Below are 19,238 nucleotides of genomic sequence, written 5' to 3'. Positions count from 1 at the left end.
ATATAGTAATTCCAAGTATACTTAAGCTTTGATTGCCCATCTCATTTTTGTTGATTTAGCACGACTATTCATATGACACTCTTCTTTACTTGGTCTAATCACATTTCTAGCTACATCACTATAAATTCCAAGATTTTTCATTTCTTTAAATGCCTTTTTAACAATTCGATCTTCACCAGAATGAAATGTTAATATCGCAACTCTGCCTCCAGGTTTAAGAATCGTTGGGAGTTTATCCATAAATTCTATGAGAACATCAAATTCACGATTAACTTCAATCCGTAAAGCTTGGAATACCCGTGCAGCTGATTTCTTCACTATGTCTTTTCGTTCTGTCACTGGAATAGAAGACAGGCTTTTTTCAATTATTTTATACAGTTGTGTTGTCGTTGTAATTAATTGGCCTGATTTTAAGTATGAATCAATATTTCTAGCTATTTCTTTTGCGTATGGCTCATCAGAGTTTTCAATAAAAAGCTGCTCTAACTGATCTCTATTTAACTCTTGTAGCTTAATAGATGCTGGAACTCCTTTTTGAGGATTTAATCTTAAATCTAAGGGACCCTCTTTTTTATAGGAAAAGCCCCGTTCTGGATTATCTATTTGCATAGATGATACCCCTAGATCAGCTAAAACAAAATCAAACAAACCAACCTCTTTTGATATGATATCAATGTCTTTAAAGTTACAATTTTTTATTGTTAAAACATCTTCGCCATATCCTTTACCTAATAAGCGTTCTTTAGTTTTTATACTTTCAATTGGATCAATATCTAAAGCATACATATGACCAGTATAATTTAAACATTCCAGCATTTTTAAAGTATGTCCGCCATAGCCTAAAGTACAATCTAATCCTATTTGCCCTTCTTGAATATCTAAAAATTCTAAAATTTCATCAACCATGATTGATAGGTGCATACCTACTGGCGTGCTACCTTTTTTAATTACTTTTTCAATTGTTTCTGGATATAATTCTGGATTTAATTCTTTATACTTCTCATTGTATTTTTTAGGATGCGTTCCCTTATATCTAATCCTTCTTTTATGTTTAGGTTCCATAATTAGATTCCTCTCTTTTTTAGCTACTAATTTTTTATTTACTAACAACTATCTTATCATCATTAGATAGTAAATGTCTAGGATATATGCAAATCATCTATGCTTACTGAGATAATCAAAAATATTTATTAAGTAATTTAGAAAATTTTATATAAAAAGGATAAAATGTTTTAAAACTAACCTTTTATCCTTTCTTCAAAATTATCCTCTTTATATAATTTTTTCATTTCTACTGCAGTATTATTACCCAAATAAAATGCAATGGGTAGAACTCTCAATTTTTTTAATTTTAAGTAACGATTTTAATACTCTTTAAATTCCTCATATCAAAATTTATTGATATCTTTTAATATAAAACAGCATATTTATACAACACTTTATTATATATACAAAGCTTATAATTGATTATATTTTTTACTATTTCCTTTAGCTTTTTCAACAGGATATTTCTTTTCAGTCTTTTTCAATTTCTTTAATACTATATCTTCCAAATCAACATCTAACTTATCAGCCATCAAAATACAATAATTTACCACATCAGCCAATTCATCACATACATCTTGCTTATTAAAGCTATTATCCCATTGAAAACACTCTAATAATTCACCTGATTCAATTGCAATACTTTTCGCTAAATTCTCTGGAGAATGAAATTGATCCCAATCCCTATCCTGATTAAACTTAATTATCTCTTCTCTAACTTTTTCTAACATTCTCTTTACCTCTTTTAAGTTTTAATTTTAGATATTCATTTAATTCTTTGTTTGTACAATATATATAGCATCCTTTTTGTCCCCTAGTAAGAAGTGTTCTATATGTATTCTTTATAATTTCATCTGCTAATTTTAGAGCACTTTCTTTATCATTTTTATATTGACCTTTTAAACCACGAATTGATCTATCCGTAGGTGCCCGTTTAAAAAAATCTGTAATAATCTTGCCATTTTCATAACGTAAATCATCTCCAATAATGACTCCTACATAATCAAATTCCAATCCTTGACTTGTGTGGATACACCCTACTTCGTTTATAGATTCCTCATCAATTGCCCAAGTTTTAGTTGATGCAAAATTCCATGACATCGAAAAGTCTCCAATTTCAATATCGTGAACATCTGATCTATTTCTACCATTTTTTTGCCATTTCCAACAATAGCCCGCTAACATTCTTGATTTATTAGCAATTTTATTCTTTTCGAAAATAGCTTTTTTTAATGCTAAAGGATCATCAAAGATTCTAACATCATAATCAATATCCAGTTCATCATTTGCAGTGTCTTCTATCTCTAAAACATTATCTACCCACGATAAATAAGCATCACTGCCATTACATCTAAATTGCGAAGTCAGCTTATCCTCATAAACAATAGCATTATAATATTTACACCATTTTTTTATTTCTTTACTTGAACCAATATCACTGGTTGTTACAATTTGATGATCATCAACAAAGAAAATTGAAAACTTGGCAGCATTAATAATCTCCTTAATTTGATTTTCTCCATTATTTTGATACATTCCAGATTTTGCATTTAAGCGATGTGACTCATCAACTATTATACAATCAAAATCATTTTCATTCGCATTTATAAAAACACCTGAACCTTTAAATAAATTATTAATATAAACCTTTTTATATCCACCATCAGTTAGTTTCTTTTGATATACTTCACGAGGTGCAGAATTTTTAGTTACATAAATAGTATTTTTATCTCGATTGATCAATTCAACTAACATATTAACTGCGATAACTGTTTTACCAGTTCCAGGACCACCATGAATAATATAAACTTGTTTTCTAGCAGAATTTTCTTTAGCAATAGCAAGAGCTTTTTCATAAGTAACTTTTTGTTCATCTAACAAGGTAAACTCTGGTTTACCCTTTAACATATTAGTTAAACTATCCTGTAGTGATTTACTCGGCTTAATTTTACCACTATCAATATGATACATTACATCAGGATTGCCCTTTTTTACATATCTAGCAATAAACATTGCTAATTTTTTAGTATCACCACGGGTAAAAACAGGGGCTTTATCTAAATAATATTCATAACATAAGTCTACTAAATCATCATATTCTTTCTTTCGATAGTTATGTAAATAAGCACATGGCTGCAAATTAATTTTATATTTTCTTACATCTTCATTATAATCTTCAATTAAACTAACATATGACCATGCCTGATATGATGGATGAGCTACTGGTGTTAAATGACCATTTAATTTCGTTTCTACTAATCCATCCATATTTTCAATCTTATTTAAACTTTGCCATTGTTTTAATTCAATAATTATAGCACTTTCTCTACCTTGTTCATCTTCACCACTGACAATAAAATCAATTCTTTTATTAGAATTAGGTACTTTGTACTCTATTGCAACAATACTATTTGATGGTATAGCTTTATTTTCCAATACTTTATACATGTATTGCATTGAATTCATCCATGTTTGGTATTCGCTATAGCCTGTTCTTCTATTCAATCTTTCAAATACTAATTTTTCTATTTTTTCATCTATTTTATCATTATATACATCTAATAGAAATTGTTCTTTTGTTTCTTGATATACTATCATAACTTCACCCCAAATTAAAAACTATTTATTTAAGTATAACATAATATCAATAAATTAATGAAAACAAAATTATATGTTAATTTTCATTGATATTAATAAACTCCAAAAATAATATGCAGCTTCAAATAATACATTAATTAGAATCATCCATTATTTATGAAACTGTATGAATTAACACATATATCTTTTATATTATTATCTTATTTAAATATTGATTTCACTAAAATTAACCACTATTTTTATAGTTTAGTAAAAATAGACAACAAATGGAAATTATTTATACTATAATTATAATATCGTAGTTGATTCTACATTTTCTTGTAAAAGATTCCACTTATCTAAAATAAGTATTTTGCACTCTTTAGCACTTGTCATTTGAAGAAGATCGTCAACAGTAACGCAAACAATAAAACAACCTTCAATTGCCAATCGATAGATTTCTCTTTGTGCATCGCTAGTTATCCCGTTTGAGGCAAATAAAATTGCTGTTCTATTTCCTTTCAAATTAGAAATATGTGCGATATTTCTAATTTGGTGTACGCCTACACGCGAACTCCAATTTTTGCATTCAACCAAGATATATGCTCCCAATTGCCAAAGTTGATCATCTAATGATATATTTACAAGACTGATATCTATTTCTTGATTACATGTCCGAATTCTTCTACCAGTGATTTTTAAACCTTCTATATTGTTTAACACATATGCTATAGCATTTTCCCAAAGAATTCCTTTTATATAAGAATCATTTTCTTTCATAGCTTCATTTATTTGCTTTTTAAAATTATTAGCTGAAAATCTATTTTTATATGTATTTGGGGGAATCAATTCCCACAGATATGGCAAATATACATACCTTGAGTTCATTGTTTGGAGCAAATCTTTAGAAAGTACTGGCTCATCTTCTCCTTTAAGGAAACTACGGAAATTTATAATATGAATCAATAATATTTTGTAATATTCACTTTTAGAAATTAAAGAAGGAGCCTCCATTGTAATACATATATTTTTTCGAAGAAAATCTAAAAACTTATCATATATTTTGGAGATACTTACTTCATTCCACTCATTATCTGAAATAGCACATAGATAAAGAAACACTTTATGCCATTCTTCGCAAACATCATTTGGTTGAAACCATTGACCATATGCATAAATTGGGTTCATTAATATACTTTGTATATTTGATGAACAGAATCCACCTAAATCATCTGGATGTAATGTTTCTTTTAAATAAGAAAATTTCTCATTCATTGAAATCTGATGACCCCCTTCAAAAATGAATCGCCATGATTCATTCTCTTTGTTAGGAAGTGAGGCTATAACTTTTCTCCCAATAAAATCACGCACAAAGAAAGATCTTATCATCAATTGTCTACCACACAACATTGGTTTCTCGCGTTCTAGCCATATATAAATAATTTCATTCGTAATAGAATCTCCTACATAATCCGGTAAGCGGCTAGAACAAATTCCTTTGATAGTAAAATCGTTAAAATCGTAATTAACTTGTTTAGGAAAATGATCTAATTGTTCACAAAAAAACTCTTGAACACAGCGAAAAAAAACATTACCTGTTTTATCTAGCATTTTCGAAGATTTTTTAATATTTTTCCCAGCTATAATATTATTAAAATTATTCTTTAATCTTTTCTCTATCATAGAATATATTTGATTTGCTTTTTCTTTAACTCCAACAACAGCAAAAATATGTACTATTTCATCAACTTCATTAGCTATTGTTGAAGCCTCTATTACACGTTGATAAAAGCCATTTTCTAAACAGCTATAAGTATCAATGGATTGAATATGCAGCCTTTCATTTTCTAAATATCCATTAAGATATATGTATACTAATCCTGCTGAAACGATTACTTCTTTCATAATTTCATCACCATCCTTAAAAAATTTTAAATCTTCATCATAATAATAGCACATTAATTTTGTATCCTATTTCATAAAAAACAGATGTATCTGATTTACATATGGCAGCTCTTAGGACTATAAGTCCATCAAATTTTCTATACTCAATATTCTCTTTTTACAAAAAATACTTCTAATAACCTTTATTTAATACAACTTATCATTGTAGTTATAGAATATATCATTTTTTATTATATACCACATATGTTCTCATTGCTTAAAAAATAAATATTTTTACCAACTTGTCTTATTAGTTTAGACAGTCACTCTTTTGTAATCATATTTCTTTTATCTATATATTTATATTTCAATATTATTCTAAATGACTATTAAAAATTAAGCACTCAAAATATTCTAAAAAATATAAAACTATTTCTATAGATATTAGTATCACATAATTTAACTATCTAATAGGCAATGGTGGGATAATCATACCTAAAAACCAAATATTATAGAAATAATTAGCATCATAATAATAGCTCCTACCTTTTGAGCATTACTCTTGAAAGTATTCATAAACGGAACAAATAGCATTACTAAAAATGGTAGAAACGGACCAGATATGGATTTTATATTATTATCTATGACTTCTCAACTATCACTGTGATGATTTTTCATCTTATCCAAAATATCATCATACTCTCTCTTAGTTATATCTTTAGATTTTAATAAATTAAAATCTAAACTAGATATTTTTTTAAGTAAATCTACTCTTTTATTCATATCAATATAATATAAATAATTACTTTCTATATAATGAAAACTTATACTCATAATGTACAAAACAATAATAATCAAATATAAAATGAAGGCTTTCGAAAATTGACTTTTATTGCATCAAAAAATAATTTTCAAAATATATCTCATTGAACTTTTTAACCTCAACTTCTTCTATAAATTTTACAAAGGGTTTGCTTTGCTAAGCTAAGCACAATTATTATGCAAATTATTGATAATAACTTGATATCACAAGCTAGTACCATTCAATATCGTTTTAATAATTTGTAATCAATATTTTAAAGCGCATATCTATCATATTCTTATTCGAACTCGTCAAATTCATACAAATTTACTAATCTTTTTAAATTAAGATATAAGCGCTACTTCTCTTAATTTATAAATTTTCAATAATAATCCATATTTCAAAATCTAATAAAGTCAATTTAAAGCATTGACCCCGTAAGTATTTAAAGCTATTTAATTTTTATCCCGCAATTTTTTAGAGAGCTCAATTAAGAGCGTCCATGGTGTTTAATTTGATTAAATTTTCAACTCATCATCTAATTTATAAATATTAATGGGTAGAAAAAATTCATCAGTCATCATTTGTTGCTCATTAATATGAGCACTCAATGATAGATAGATTATAGTTAATAGATATTATACCAATGCAATTAATCAAAAAATGTGTATAATAAACAATGTATTATTTATAGGAGGTTTTTTATGATACTTGAACAAATAAATCCGGATCTACTTACTTTAGCTAAAGAATCTGATACAGTTTTACATGATATCTACGAAAAGATCGACTCTATTTGTCTAACAAATTCTAATCGAATCTTATCTGCTTTTATTGAAAACAAAGTCTCTTACTCAGATTTTAGTGATATCAACGGTTATGGAAACTATGATGAGGGAAGAAATAAGATTGAAAAGATTTTTGCAACGGTTCTTGGTTGTGAGGATGCATTAGTACGGCCTCAAATTATGAGCGGAACAAATGCCTTATACATAACTCTTTCAGCCTTATTGAAACATGGTGATACAATGATTTCATTGTCTGGTGCTCCTTACGATTCGCTTCAGGAAATGATTGGGATAAGCGGAGATTCAAGTCAGTCGCTAAAAGCTGCCGGAGTGAAGTATGAACAAATTGAATTAATTAATGACGATTTTGATGATCAAATGATTATTGAACGCTTAAAAGAAAAGAATATTAAATTAGTTGAAATTCAAAGATCTAGGGGTTATTCGCATCGTAAGTCATTATCGATAGCAAAGATTGAACGGATCATTAAAAAGATTCGTGAAGTAAATGATGAAGTAATTATTATGGTAGATAATTGTTATGGCGAGTTGGTAGAAACCAAAGAACCCGGGCATGTTGGTGCTGATATTGTTGTCGGATCTTTAATGAAGAATCTTGGTGGCGGGATTGCTCCAACTGGAGGATATGTAGCCGGTAATCAAAATTTAGTTTATATGGTAGCGGAAAGATTAACAGCTCCAGGAATTGGAAAAGATTTAGGGGCTAATTTCAATTTAAACAATGCTTTTTTTAAAGGAATTTTTATGGCACCCAATGCTGTAAAAAACGCATTAAAAACTGCTATATTTACAGCTTATATGTTGGAAAAACTAGAATATTCAAACGTATCTCCTCGCTATGATGAACCACGGACTGACATTATTCAAACATTAGAACTTAAATCTAAGGAGAATTTAGTAAGCTTTACTCAAGGCATTCAACAAACTAGTCCGATTGATTCATTTGTCCATGTTTTACCAGCTCCAATGCCAGGGTATCCTTTTGATGAAGTTATGGCTGCCGGCAGCTTTACTCAAGGCAGTACGATTGAATTAAGTGCTGATGCCCCAGTTATTGAACCATATACCTTATATCTGCAAGGCGGTTTAACTTTTGAGTATGGAAAATTATCTATTTTATTAGCATTATCAAATATGAAAAGGAAGTTGAATTAGCAACTTCCTTTTTGTCCACCATCAATTCGAATTACGGTATTATTAATAAAATCAGCTTCTTTGCTTACTAAAAACTTTACTAAATAAGCTACTTCTTGAGGATCACCATAGCGATTGACCATGATTTTTTCAACTTCTTCTTTTAAAAATTGCTCATCATAACCATTCAGTTCATTTTCCGTACCAATGAAACCTGGAGCAATGCAGTTTACATTAACAAAAGGTGCAAATTCAAAGGCAAGATTATGTGTCATAGAAATCAATGCAGCTTTAGATGCATCATAATCAATACACATCGGATAATAGGTATTAATGCCATTGGTCGAAGCAATATTAATGATTTTCCCATATTCTTGATCGATCATATGGCGATAAACACGTTTACTGCAATTAAATGCTCCTACTACATTTACATCTAATGTTTTTCTAAATTCTTCAGCATTTTTTAAATGAAATAAATTTGATAAATCTACGGCTGCATTATTGATCAAAATATCAACACCACCAAGTTTTGACTCAATCAAAGATACCATTTCATCTACTTTATCTTCCTTAGAAACATCTCCTGCAATAGCCAAACAACGTACTCCATAATCATCAATAATCATATTTTTTAATGCCTCAGCTTCTTTTTTAGATGTTAAATAATTAATTACAATATCATATCCTTGTTTTGCCAATTCTAAAGCAATTGCTTTGCCAATTCCTTTAGCTCCCCCAGTAATCAATACAATTTTATTCATAATTTTAAAAAAGAGCTTATTAAGCTCTTCCAGCATACTTTCCATCAGTTGTAAACACAACGATTTTTTCTCCAGTATCAATGAACTGAGGAACCCGTAATGTTAACCCTGTATCAGTAACGGCATCTTTTGTCTGGTTAGATGGTGCACCCTTGATGGCTGGATCCGTTTCAACCACCGTTAATTCTACTTTTTCAGGAACAGATACTGATAACAATAACCCGTCAAAGAACATTAATGAAACAGTTGAACCTTCAATAATATAATATTTATTGTCCCCTACTTGATCCTCTGCCAATTCATATGTTTCATATGTTTCTAGATCCATAAAATAAAAAGTAGCATCTGCTTCATATGAATATTGCGCATCTTTTCTTGAAATATTTGCTGCTTCAAACTTAGTCGAAGCATTAAAGTTTCTTTCTTGAATCGCTCCAGTTTTTAAGTTTCTCATCTTTGTTTTTAAGATGGCTGCTCCTTTACCTGGTTTTACATGTTGAAAATCCATAACTTGACAAGGATCACCATCAACAATCAAAGTTAATCCTGTTTTAAAATCACCTGCTAATATAGCCATATTTTCACTCCTAATCTTGCTCATATTAATATATACTTTATTCTATCAATTTTAACATCATTCCTCAAGACACATTATGATATTTGTGATTGTTTCTCTGTTGTATGTTCCTTAATATATCTGCTCCACTTGATATAACCATATGTTGTATTAGTAAAATAGCCTAGTTTTAGAACTAATAAAACATATTGTCCCGAAATAATATTTATAACGGCTTCAAGAAATGCACAAATATACCATGCAATCCACTGCTCTTGCAACCTAAAGAAAATAAATAAACCATTTGCAATCCCTACTGCTGAGGCACAAGCATCAATATAGATAATGAATGTTTCTAATAATTCATTGTTGTAGAAATCCGTGGCAATATTTAAACCACTAATAAGATATCCAATTACAAACGTCCAAACAATGATTCCGATGATAACTAAAACTTCCTGGTATCCTCTTAGTTTTCTTACTACTGTTAATTCATTTTCTTCATCATCTTTATGTTTTGACCAATTTATGTAACTAATAATATCAATTGGCAGCCAGAAAAATAATGTTGTTGCCATTGTAGCAAATCGATACATTAATACTACACATATAGCAATTTCAACAATTTCAACTAATATCGACACAAGAAAATTATATCGTGATTGTTTAGAAATCAATAATTCACAAAGAATATTTAAGAATGTATCCAATAAATAAAGTAACATAATGATAATTCCATTTACCCCATTAGCACTTTCTTCTGGGAAAACTACGGAAAAAATCGTTGCTAGAACCATGATCGAAATAAACCATGATTTTTCATAGGTTGTAAATTGTTTTGCAAATAACATCATAATTAAAATGGATAACATCAAGATTAAAGAAGCAATCCCAAAGTTAAATAATGAGGCTAATTCATTAGCTCTTACTTGTTTGTAGGCATACTGTACTTCTTGATCGTTTATATTTTGGTGATCAAAATATAATTTTGTCCCATTTTTTGTTTCGTATTCATATGCTGTAATTGTCTTATCATCTAATTTAACATAGTCTTCATATGAATAAGATACAATTAGCTGCTTGTCACCATTTATATAGGTAACATCACAAATCGTGTTATCTTCACTGTAGTCTTCTAAGTCAGTATCTCTTGTCATCTGGATACTTTGTTTAAACTGTATATCTTCAATATTAGCATTAATATCAAACAAGCCATATCCAATTGATATAATTGAAGCAATACATAATCCTATTGAAAATATTACTTCTATCATTCTCAACCTTTTTTTAGGTTCTATGTTTACTTTAAAAAATTTAATCATATCAAACCTTCTTCCCCTATATATTTACATTTTTAATGCTTTTACATTATAATATATTTTTATAAATATGAAATACTTTTTTATAAATAGTAAGCACAAAATAATATAGTGTATTAAAAAAGTCAATATTCTTTGTAACCAAAGAACTTGACTTTTATAATTTACATCTATTTATTCTTGAAAATTTTCTTTTATAAAAAATTCTTTTCTTCTTAAACTATTATCTAATTCACCAATTTCAAATTTACTTCTGACTTTTGAAAAATATCTTCGCAACCATCCTGTCAAGTAAATATCTTCATTTTTTCAATTTTCAAAATAGCTTTTGGAATCATCTATGTTATTCAAATAAAAATCTGACAAATAACGTTTTACAGTACATATTTTTATTTCTTTTGAATATTGTAATTTTCTACCTATAGTAAGTAAAAACCTCCTATAGTCAGTGTTTAATTATTTACAATGTTTACTGGGGCATCATATCATCTAAAGGCTTTTTACATTCTATTTACTATTCAAACTCCATGAATTCATATCTTTTTACTAATCTACTTAGATTAATATTTATCACTTATTTTATCTATTACACAATTTTCATAATATTTTTGTTGTTTTCAATAAAACAAGGTCATTTTAAGGTCAATAATAATGAATATTATCTCATAAATTTTAATTTGTAAATCTCATTATACAATTTATGACACCTACTTATAATCTTGATTTTTTGTTTAAACAATAATGAGTATAAAAAGACACATTTATTATTATATACTAATATGTTTTTTGCGGGTTCATTGATAAGCATATTTGTATGTTGGGTGGCTGGAAAATACAAGGATAAAAAAGTGGTAAACGTTAAAGATGCTTTTTCTAAGCGTCATCCATGGTTAAACATGGTTATTGGGCTAACATTAGTAATAATTATAGGAACTATTTGTTTTGTTTGTTGAGATGATTTACAAAATCCAACTAACGGTATAGATATAAATAAAACATTACAAAATAAATAATTTATAACAGGCAATCATATAGACTACCTGCCATATAAAATAAATGATACGCTTTCGTACTACTCAAACTCTTCATTAGATTAATTATACTAAACACATTTGTTTGATTCGTATAATATACATATCTTTTTTCAACTTTACTTTATACTAACTCTACTGATTATACAAGTTAGCGATATCAAATTAGTATCAGAATATTATGTGATTTTTATGTGTAAAAACAAAACTACAAAATAGGATTAATACAACAAGTGCATCGTTACTCCATGAATAAGATCTAAAAATTTTAGAAATTCAATCTTCTTGCATAGCAATTTCTGGTTTCTATATAAGTAATAATTATATAAATCAATAGATATATTATCCCACATATTTATATAATCAACAGCGAATATTAAATTATATGATTTCCTTACATGTAACAAGATTAAAAAAAGCAAAGAATATAAAATAATATATTAATTCTTCTGCTTCAATGTCAAAACTGCTATAATAAATTTATACAAATTGCAATAATACATATAAAATAGGCTAGGAGAAAGAGATGGAATTACAATATATAGTGGAATCATTTATCAAAAAACATTCAGAAGGCAGTTATTGGGATTTTAAACAAAATTGGCATAATAATAATTCAGATTTACTTAAAGATATTATTTGCATGGCGAACAACACAACTGTTGATATGCAGGATGGATATATAATTTTTGGTATTGAAGATAAGACATTCAAGATTACTGGTGTTATAGATGATATTAATCGTAAAAACCAAGAAAATATCATTGGTTTTCTTAACTCTCAAATCTGGTCTGGTGAAGAAATTCCTGATATAGAAGTAAAAAACATACAAATCTACGGAAAAGAAATTGATGTTTTAATTATTCATAATAGTAATGTTACACCCTATTATTTACTGAAAGACTATGTAAAAAACACTCCCGGAAAGGATAAAACCATAGTCCATGCAGAAGTTATTTATAGTAGAGTTGAGGATAGAAATACAAGTTCAGCAGAATGTGCAACAAAACAAGCAACTGAGTTTTTGTGGAAAAAACGATTCGGATTGGTAGGCACAGATAGTGATAAAGTAACTAAACGTTTAAAAAACAAAAATCATTGGTATTCAACTGATGAATATGAGACTTTTCATAACAGCGAATATGGAGATATTGTAATTAAACAAGATCATAATTATAACTTGGAAGTAAATATAGGAAAAGATAAATCAGAAACACAAATATGGGTGATGGATTTTCCATATTTATTTGCTAATGTGTTTAATTGGAATATTGGCGAGGGAGAAATAGGCAGAAGAGCGAAGTGGGATATTTTTTTAAATGGTAGAGTTTTAGATATTTCTCTTTATGGTGTTCAATCCACAAGACAATCTTATTATCAAATAGAGCCTAATACATATTGGGATAATGAATTTGGTATATCTCTTAATGACATTGGTGATTCTATTAAATATTATGCCTATATACAAGACAGTATTGAATATCTTGCTTTTAATCTTTTTTTTGATAAACAATGTTATCAAGATAAGGACCTAAGTTACGATAAAGCTCTAGCGGTTATTCCCGTATTTAAATCTAAACAAGAGCACGTTGACTTTATAGGCTATACTAAAACACATATTAATGAGTTTAAAGAAGATGTAGTAAATCAAAATATAGATGAAATGTTCCCAGACTATGCAAAAAATGTTAATACAGTTATTGTCTATAAACTTGGAAAACAATGGTTCAGTGGCTTGAGAATTGGAGATACAGGTAATATAAATTATTAGATGTAACCACTTACAAACTAAAAAGTAATGAGTTTATAATTTATTTGAAATGGTATTTATTTAATGGAGGTACTAAAATGAATGATATAGAAGATGAAATGAGAAGTTTGTTTGAGTTTTCTTCGATAGATGAAAAAAAGGTAACAGTTGAAAATCGCAAAAAGATTAGTAAATTTATGAAAGAAAGCAGGAGTGCTGCTAAAAGAAATAAATGTTTTCATTGCAAAAAAGAAGTAAGTAGCTTTTGCAACTCCCATTCCGTTCCTGCATTTACATTAAGAAATATTGCTAAAAATGGAAATTTAGTTAATCTAAATAATTTCATAGAAATACCTTTTCAAGATAAGCAAAGTGGTTTACAAAAAACAGGCACTTTTCAAATTATTTGTAAAAATTGTGATAATACTATTTTTGCAGACTATGAAAATCCTGAAAATTATGATACTTCTCAAAGTCCGAGTCAAAAGATGCTATCTCAAATCGCACTAAAAAGTTATCTTTTAGCAATTAATAAAAAATTTGTTGAAATGGAAATGTTTAAAAAAACTGGTCTAAATGTTGATTATATAATGCAATTAATGGAAGCTGAATATTTAGATTATGAGGAATATTATGATGGGTATAAAAAAGCAAAGAGAAATTTGGAAAAAGATTGGAGTGATTATTTTTTAATATATTATAAAAAACTTGACTATACTGTGCCAATCGCTTTTCAAGACAAAATTGCTTTAATTAATAGTTTTGATAATGAAATCATTAATAATATTTACAATTTTGAACCTAATTATCATACTAAGGACTTGCATATATGCGTTTTTCCATTAGAATCATCTACTGCAATCATAATGTTTGTTCACAATAAAGATGCAAGTAGATATAGAAAATTTTATAAGGAATTCAGAAAAATGAATGAAGAAGAAAAGCTAGAAATCATAAACTTCCTAATTATCGCATACTCTGAAAATTTCTTCTTAAGTCCTTATTTACCTCATGATATTTTAGATAATAAAGAATTAAATGATGTTGCAAAATTATCGTCAAATGCAGTTATTGGGACAAATGATACGGATAATGTCAAGCCCATGAAATTGTTGGCTGAAAAGTATAGTTATGCAAAAGCTAAAGCAATTCCAAATTTTCTTTTACTCGATATTTCCAAATTAAAGTAAGTAGCTTAAACTACTACTTTTTTAACAAAAATCAAACTATAAAATCAAGTCTTTTTAATGTGAATGTTTGAAAATGTAAAACTTTTAAAATAAAAATCAACTTTGAGTAAAAAGCTTTTGAAAACGTGATTTTTTTCACATAATATGAACTATTATTGCAATGCAATGAGTAAGTTATCCTTTTTATTAAGTTAACTACTTTGAACTATAAAAAAGTGCTCTATTTCTAGAACACCAATAAGCCATTTACTACTATTCTTTATTTGAATTCCATGAATTGATATTATTTTACTAATCTACTTAAATTAGTATTTATTACTTATTTCATGTATTACACCATTTTCTCTGTATTCATATTGTTTTTAATAAAATAAGGTTATTTTAAGGTCAATAGTAATAAATATTATCTCCACAAATTGGAATTTATCAAAGTAATATTATTAGATATATTTAAAACATATTTTTCCCTCTCATAATTTAGATAAATCAATTAAATTATAGTAATGATACATTTCTATCCTTTGTTCTTTTGCCTTTAATCTCCTAAGCCTACAATTACCATATAATGCATTCTAGTTAAATCTTATTGGCTAAACTCTAGAAGCCCTATTGTACTATTTATTAAACTTATTAATGACCTCATTTGTATCATTAATAACATCACTTTTTAATCCTAAATATAATTTCTTATTACCAATAATATAGAATTCCTCTTTTGCACGTGTTGCAGCAACATTCATAATATTTGGATTTTCAGTCCCCATTGCCCAATTAGCTGCACCTTTACTTGTTTCATCTGCTCCTAATACTAAAAAGACGATAGGTGCCTCTTTTCCTTGGAAAGTATGTACAGTACCCACATTTGTAGGTTTTCCTTTTTCATCATAACGTGTAAATCCTATCTTTCTAAGTTCCTGTGATAAATGATATGCAACATTTTTAAATGGTGTAATAACATAAATTATGTCTTTTTTTTCTTTATCAATAATATCTGCATTTTGAAAAATCATTTTTTGAATCTTCTCTCTTAAAAATTTTCCTTGTTCTTCAACATATTTATCAACTGCACTACCACAAATATCAAACCATTCAGATTTTCCATTTTTCTTTTCTGCTTGGACCATATTTCCGCCATAAGAAATTTTGTTTGCAATATCAAACATAGGATATTTACATCGTCTATGTACCCATAATGGTATTCCTATCCATTCTTCTCTAGTATTATCTTTATAAAATCCATACTTACTAATTTCATCTACTAATGTTTGAACAGAAGCATTACTTGATAAAAAAAACTTAGATACCCCATAATACTCTCCCAACATATCAAGCAAACTAGAATCCAAAGTGAGTACTGGTTCTATTTGAGAAGGATCTCCTACCACCATAACATTTCTACTTCTAAAAATTGCACCCACACCTGCTTGTGGAAGGGCTTGCCCGGCTTCATCAATAAACAAGTGACCTATTGTTTTTTCGCCCATATGAAAACACATTCTTGAAAAACTAGCAAATGTAGAACTAATAACTGGAATAACCATATTGATCCAATTCCAAGCCTCTGAAATCACCATTTTATGACATAAATAATCTCTTTGCTTATTCCATATTATATATGCTGCTTTTATATTTTTAACATTATCATATAAAAATTGTTTTCTTACCTTCAAAGCAGATATAAATAACTCTGACTGAAGGTTTCGATATTCAGTGTCAAACCAAGGATTGCTTAATTGCAAAGTTTCATAATCAATCGTAAAATCGAGTTTATTAATATTCTTCTCATCAATACTCTTTTTGAGTTCTTCTGCTTGTTTTTCCATATATGTTATATCGTCTTTTGCTTTTTGAGTCAATTTATCAAACAATTCTATCTTGCATTTAAGTTCTGTTTCTTTCTTACTTTTTGTATCTAGTAAAGACTTGATTTTATTTTCATGTTCCATTATTTGTGCTTTATACGAATGTTCACCCAAAATTATTTTTTGAAGTTGATTAGAGTATAACTTACATTTCTCTTTATATTCTCTTTTACGCTTTAGCGAAGAAAAAATACCCGGTTTTTGCAATTTTAAGGCATCAATACACTGATTAATACACTCCCGCTCTTCATATTGCTTAAACTGCAGATTGGAAAGTTCTTGCAATGAATCTTTTAAAGTTTCTATTTTATCTTGAATATCTATCGTGATTTTTAATGTACTAGCTTTTTCTTTTTCAATTTCCTTCTTTCTATTAGCTGATTCTCTAACATATAAGTCGTGTTGTGTACCAATTTCAACCAGTAACTTATTTAGTTTGTTTATTGTTTCTGATATCTTTTGTCGTTCTTCTCTATACAGACATACATCCTTATATTGATTCATAAACTTTTGATAAATCTCTTCATCCGGTTCATACTCTTTTTCCAAATAAGATACAACATGTTTTAATACTTTTACAATGTAATCCATGTTCTCTTTTCTTCCACCTTCAAGTGAAAATAGTCCCCAGAATTTATTATTTTCTTTATTTTCTTCACTTACTAATTCCTCATGCTTAGTACCGTTTTCATCTTCAACCCATTTTGATGAAACATTTGAATTTGCAATAATTTTAAAATAGTCAACTTCGATAAGTGCTCTTGAAAACTCTTTGTCTATTCCTGTTAAAAGTGGTAATTCATTAACAATATTTTGTACTGCTCCATTATTTGAGCTTGCAACCACAATTCCTTTTTCAGCTATTTTCTTTGGCATAATACCGATAGATGCATTATTCCAATACTTAGTCTCTTCTGAACCTTTTACATACTTCGTAGATAATCTAGCTATATCATATGATTGCTCTACAACAAATTCAGCAAAGATGTCCTTCAATAAAGTAGTTTTACCAGTTCCAGGAGGTCCATTTACACTTCGAATCCGTTCATTATCATATCCAATAGCTAAATTGACAGCCACCTGTTGCATAAATGTTAGGGAATATTCTGGGTTACTTGGGAATCTAGCAGTCGGATAATTTTCAGGCTGTAGTATTTTACTAAATACTTCAGAATCAAATTCACTTGATTTGACTCTACTGTCTAAATTGACACGTTCTTTTCTTCTTTTCAAAATATAGTCATCAAGAATACTAGACTCTATGGTCTTTGCCTTTTCTAAATCTCCCACAAAGAATGAATGAAGGTTAGTAGCATCAGTTTCTAAATTTTCTATTGCTTTCATCCTACAATTAATGATATCGATACCATTATTTTTAATAATAAATTTTATTGCATTGTTGAAATGATCCACATAATCCACTTCATCAGGACATTCAAATATCTCATCAAATATCTTTCTATATTCTTGTTCAAACGATGAAAATTCTGATTCTCGTGGTATTTTTCTATATTTTCTGATATAAAAACTTTCTGTTAAAAAAGTCATTTCTGAATGAATTTTGAGTTCCTTATCAAAATATAAGGCAAACGAAAATTTATTTCCAACCTTTATATCCTCTTCTGTTTCCAATAAATTATATTCTTTCCTTAAAAAATCGATGATTTCTTTAAATGAAAATATATCAAAAAATACAACTATACCGCCTTGCTGATATTTCTTCATTTTTTTCTTCTGTATTTCTCTTATAAACAAATCATAATAGTTTTCATCTCCAAGATTACTCAAGGTTATAATCGATTTATCATTTAGGTTTATATCTCCTTCAGATAAATGCTCTACCATAATCCAGGATTCCAATACATCACTCTTTTTACTCATCTTGGCTATTAATCTCCTTTAATAGTTTTTCACATTATAAATTATACCACACTATAAATTGTTTTCCCATTTGTATTTCTAACACAACTGTAGTACAAAAAGGTACTAGTTTTAATCGTGGATATTTTTAGAACATTCATCATTTTTATGGAGATAATAATTTATCCATCTAACAACTAACATTAAAACTTATATTACTTAAACAAATTATCTGATTTCCCTATTTTGAAAGGCTGAGTAAATATATATGATTTTATATTGATATCAGCATTCCCTAATCAATTTATTTTACCCTTAAATTCGTATATTTTTCTTCCATTTCCTTTTGTAACTGTTGAAAATATTCTCTATTTCTTTTACATATAATAAAGTTGTAATTGCTAATCTAACAAATTGATGATGAAACAGACGAGTCGAGTATCCAATAAAACTACAAACTAGTAATAATTAGTATCCTATCAGCTTATATAGTATTTAAATTGTTCTTCTCTTACTTTTCTTATTAATAAGTTAACTTTAATAAATTTCTATTTTAACATTTATTAATCAAATTAAAAAGGCATCCAATTAAGGATACCTAGGCTCTATACTAAAACTGGAGGGGAAATATATCCTGCTCCAGTTTTCTTATATTT

The 19,238-nt window shown here is 28.1% G+C and carries 11 protein-coding genes; 3 read left to right on the top strand and 8 right to left on the bottom strand.

Annotation, left to right across the window (positions count from 1 at the left end; all coding sequences use genetic code 11):
- Nucleotides 1–21: 21 nt before the first annotated feature.
- The 4 genes from rsmH to KSU54_RS10040 all read right to left on the bottom strand — a co-directional run bounded on the left by rsmH (nt 22) and on the right by KSU54_RS10040 (nt 5,526).
- Nucleotides 22–1,062 (bottom strand): 16S rRNA (cytosine(1402)-N(4))-methyltransferase RsmH, encoded by a 1,041-nt coding sequence (gene rsmH / locus KSU54_RS10055; RefSeq protein ID WP_040434308.1) that lies wholly within the window; start codon nt 1,060–1,062, stop codon nt 22–24.
- Between the two features lie 395 nt (nt 1,063–1,457).
- Nucleotides 1,458–1,775 (bottom strand): nucleotide pyrophosphohydrolase, encoded by a 318-nt coding sequence (locus KSU54_RS10050; protein WP_009010081.1) that lies wholly within the window; start codon nt 1,773–1,775, stop codon nt 1,458–1,460.
- The gene (locus tag KSU54_RS10045; RefSeq protein WP_029480090.1) at nt 1,759–3,642 is read right to left on the bottom strand and encodes a DUF2075 domain-containing protein; all 1,884 of its coding nucleotides are present in this window, start codon (nt 3,640–3,642) and stop codon (nt 1,759–1,761) included. The genes KSU54_RS10050 and KSU54_RS10045 overlap by 17 nt, the downstream gene beginning before the upstream one ends.
- Nucleotides 3,643–3,930: 288 nt before the next feature.
- The gene (locus KSU54_RS10040) at nt 3,931–5,526 is read right to left on the bottom strand and encodes a restriction endonuclease (protein ID WP_158561784.1); all 1,596 of its coding nucleotides are present in this window, start codon (nt 5,524–5,526) and stop codon (nt 3,931–3,933) included.
- A gap of 1,485 nt (nt 5,527–7,011) precedes the next feature.
- Here KSU54_RS10040 and KSU54_RS10035 point away from each other — a divergent pair.
- On the top strand, nt 7,012–8,271 hold the full coding sequence (locus KSU54_RS10035; RefSeq protein WP_009010078.1) for a methionine gamma-lyase family protein: 1,260 nt from the start codon (nt 7,012–7,014) through the stop codon (nt 8,269–8,271).
- On the opposite strand, the gene KSU54_RS10030 is transcribed toward KSU54_RS10035, so the two are convergent.
- The 3 genes from KSU54_RS10030 to pnuC all read right to left on the bottom strand — a co-directional run bounded on the left by KSU54_RS10030 (nt 8,268) and on the right by pnuC (nt 10,892).
- Entirely contained in the window at nt 8,268–9,014 is a 747-nt protein-coding gene (locus KSU54_RS10030) for an SDR family NAD(P)-dependent oxidoreductase (RefSeq protein ID WP_117561757.1), read from the bottom strand. The genes KSU54_RS10035 and KSU54_RS10030 overlap by 4 nt on opposite strands.
- 19 nt (nt 9,015–9,033) lie before the next feature.
- Entirely contained in the window at nt 9,034–9,591 is a 558-nt protein-coding gene (efp, locus tag KSU54_RS10025) for an elongation factor P (RefSeq protein ID WP_008791678.1), read from the bottom strand.
- 74 nt (nt 9,592–9,665) lie between these two features.
- The gene (gene pnuC / locus KSU54_RS10020) at nt 9,666–10,892 is read right to left on the bottom strand and encodes a nicotinamide riboside transporter PnuC (RefSeq protein ID WP_117792431.1); all 1,227 of its coding nucleotides are present in this window, start codon (nt 10,890–10,892) and stop codon (nt 9,666–9,668) included.
- A gap of 1,554 nt (nt 10,893–12,446) precedes the next feature.
- On the opposite strand from pnuC, the gene KSU54_RS10015 reads away from it, so the two are divergent.
- Both KSU54_RS10015 and KSU54_RS10010 read left to right on the top strand, forming a co-directional pair.
- A complete protein-coding gene (locus KSU54_RS10015) occupies nt 12,447–13,691 on the top strand; it encodes an ATP-binding protein (RefSeq protein ID WP_117792429.1) in 1,245 nt (414 codons plus the stop codon).
- Between the two features lie 77 nt (nt 13,692–13,768).
- Nucleotides 13,769–14,860, top strand: a complete 1,092-nt coding sequence (locus KSU54_RS10010; protein ID WP_029480103.1) for a hypothetical protein — start codon at nt 13,769–13,771, stop codon at nt 14,858–14,860.
- Nucleotides 14,861–15,474: 614 nt separating this feature from the next.
- Here the strand turns inward: KSU54_RS10010 and KSU54_RS10005 are convergent.
- On the bottom strand, nt 15,475–18,603 hold the full coding sequence (locus KSU54_RS10005) for an AAA domain-containing protein (protein WP_020994264.1): 3,129 nt from the start codon (nt 18,601–18,603) through the stop codon (nt 15,475–15,477).
- Between the last annotated feature and the right edge of the window lie 635 nt (nt 18,604–19,238).

The organism is Erysipelatoclostridium sp. MSK.23.31 (assembly GCF_019125875.1).
Taxonomy (GTDB): Bacteria; Bacillota_I; Bacilli_A; order Erysipelotrichales; family Coprobacillaceae; genus Thomasclavelia; species Thomasclavelia ramosa.
Note: the sequence above shows the minus strand (reverse complement) of the source record. Positions and strands in the feature narration are given on the sequence as shown.

Bases quoted from the DNA above. Each gene is read 5' to 3' on its own strand.
- KSU54_RS10050 (WP_009010081.1), bottom strand. From the start codon at position 1,775: ATGTTAGAAAAAGTTAGAGAAGAGATAATTAAGTTTAATCAGGATAGG.
- KSU54_RS10030 (WP_117561757.1), bottom strand. From the start codon at position 9,014: ATGAATAAAATTGTATTGATTACTGGGGGAGCTAAAGGAATTGGCAAA.
- KSU54_RS10015 (WP_117792429.1), top strand. From the start codon at position 12,447: ATGGAATTACAATATATAGTGGAATCATTTATCAAAAAACATTCAGAA.
- KSU54_RS10035 (WP_009010078.1), top strand. From the start codon at position 7,012: ATGATACTTGAACAAATAAATCCGGATCTACTTACTTTAGCTAAAGAA.
- KSU54_RS10005 (WP_020994264.1), bottom strand. From the start codon at position 18,603: ATGAGTAAAAAGAGTGATGTATTGGAATCCTGGATTATGGTAGAGCAT.
- pnuC (WP_117792431.1), bottom strand. From the start codon at position 10,892: ATGATTAAATTTTTTAAAGTAAACATAGAACCTAAAAAAAGGTTGAGA.
- KSU54_RS10040 (WP_158561784.1), bottom strand. From the start codon at position 5,526: ATGAAAGAAGTAATCGTTTCAGCAGGATTAGTATACATATATCTTAAT.
- rsmH (WP_040434308.1), bottom strand. From the start codon at position 1,062: ATGGAACCTAAACATAAAAGAAGGATTAGATATAAGGGAACGCATCCT.
- KSU54_RS10010 (WP_029480103.1), top strand. From the start codon at position 13,769: ATGAATGATATAGAAGATGAAATGAGAAGTTTGTTTGAGTTTTCTTCG.
- KSU54_RS10045 (WP_029480090.1), bottom strand. From the start codon at position 3,642: ATGATAGTATATCAAGAAACAAAAGAACAATTTCTATTAGATGTATAT.
- efp (WP_008791678.1), bottom strand. From the start codon at position 9,591: ATGGCTATATTAGCAGGTGATTTTAAAACAGGATTAACTTTGATTGTT.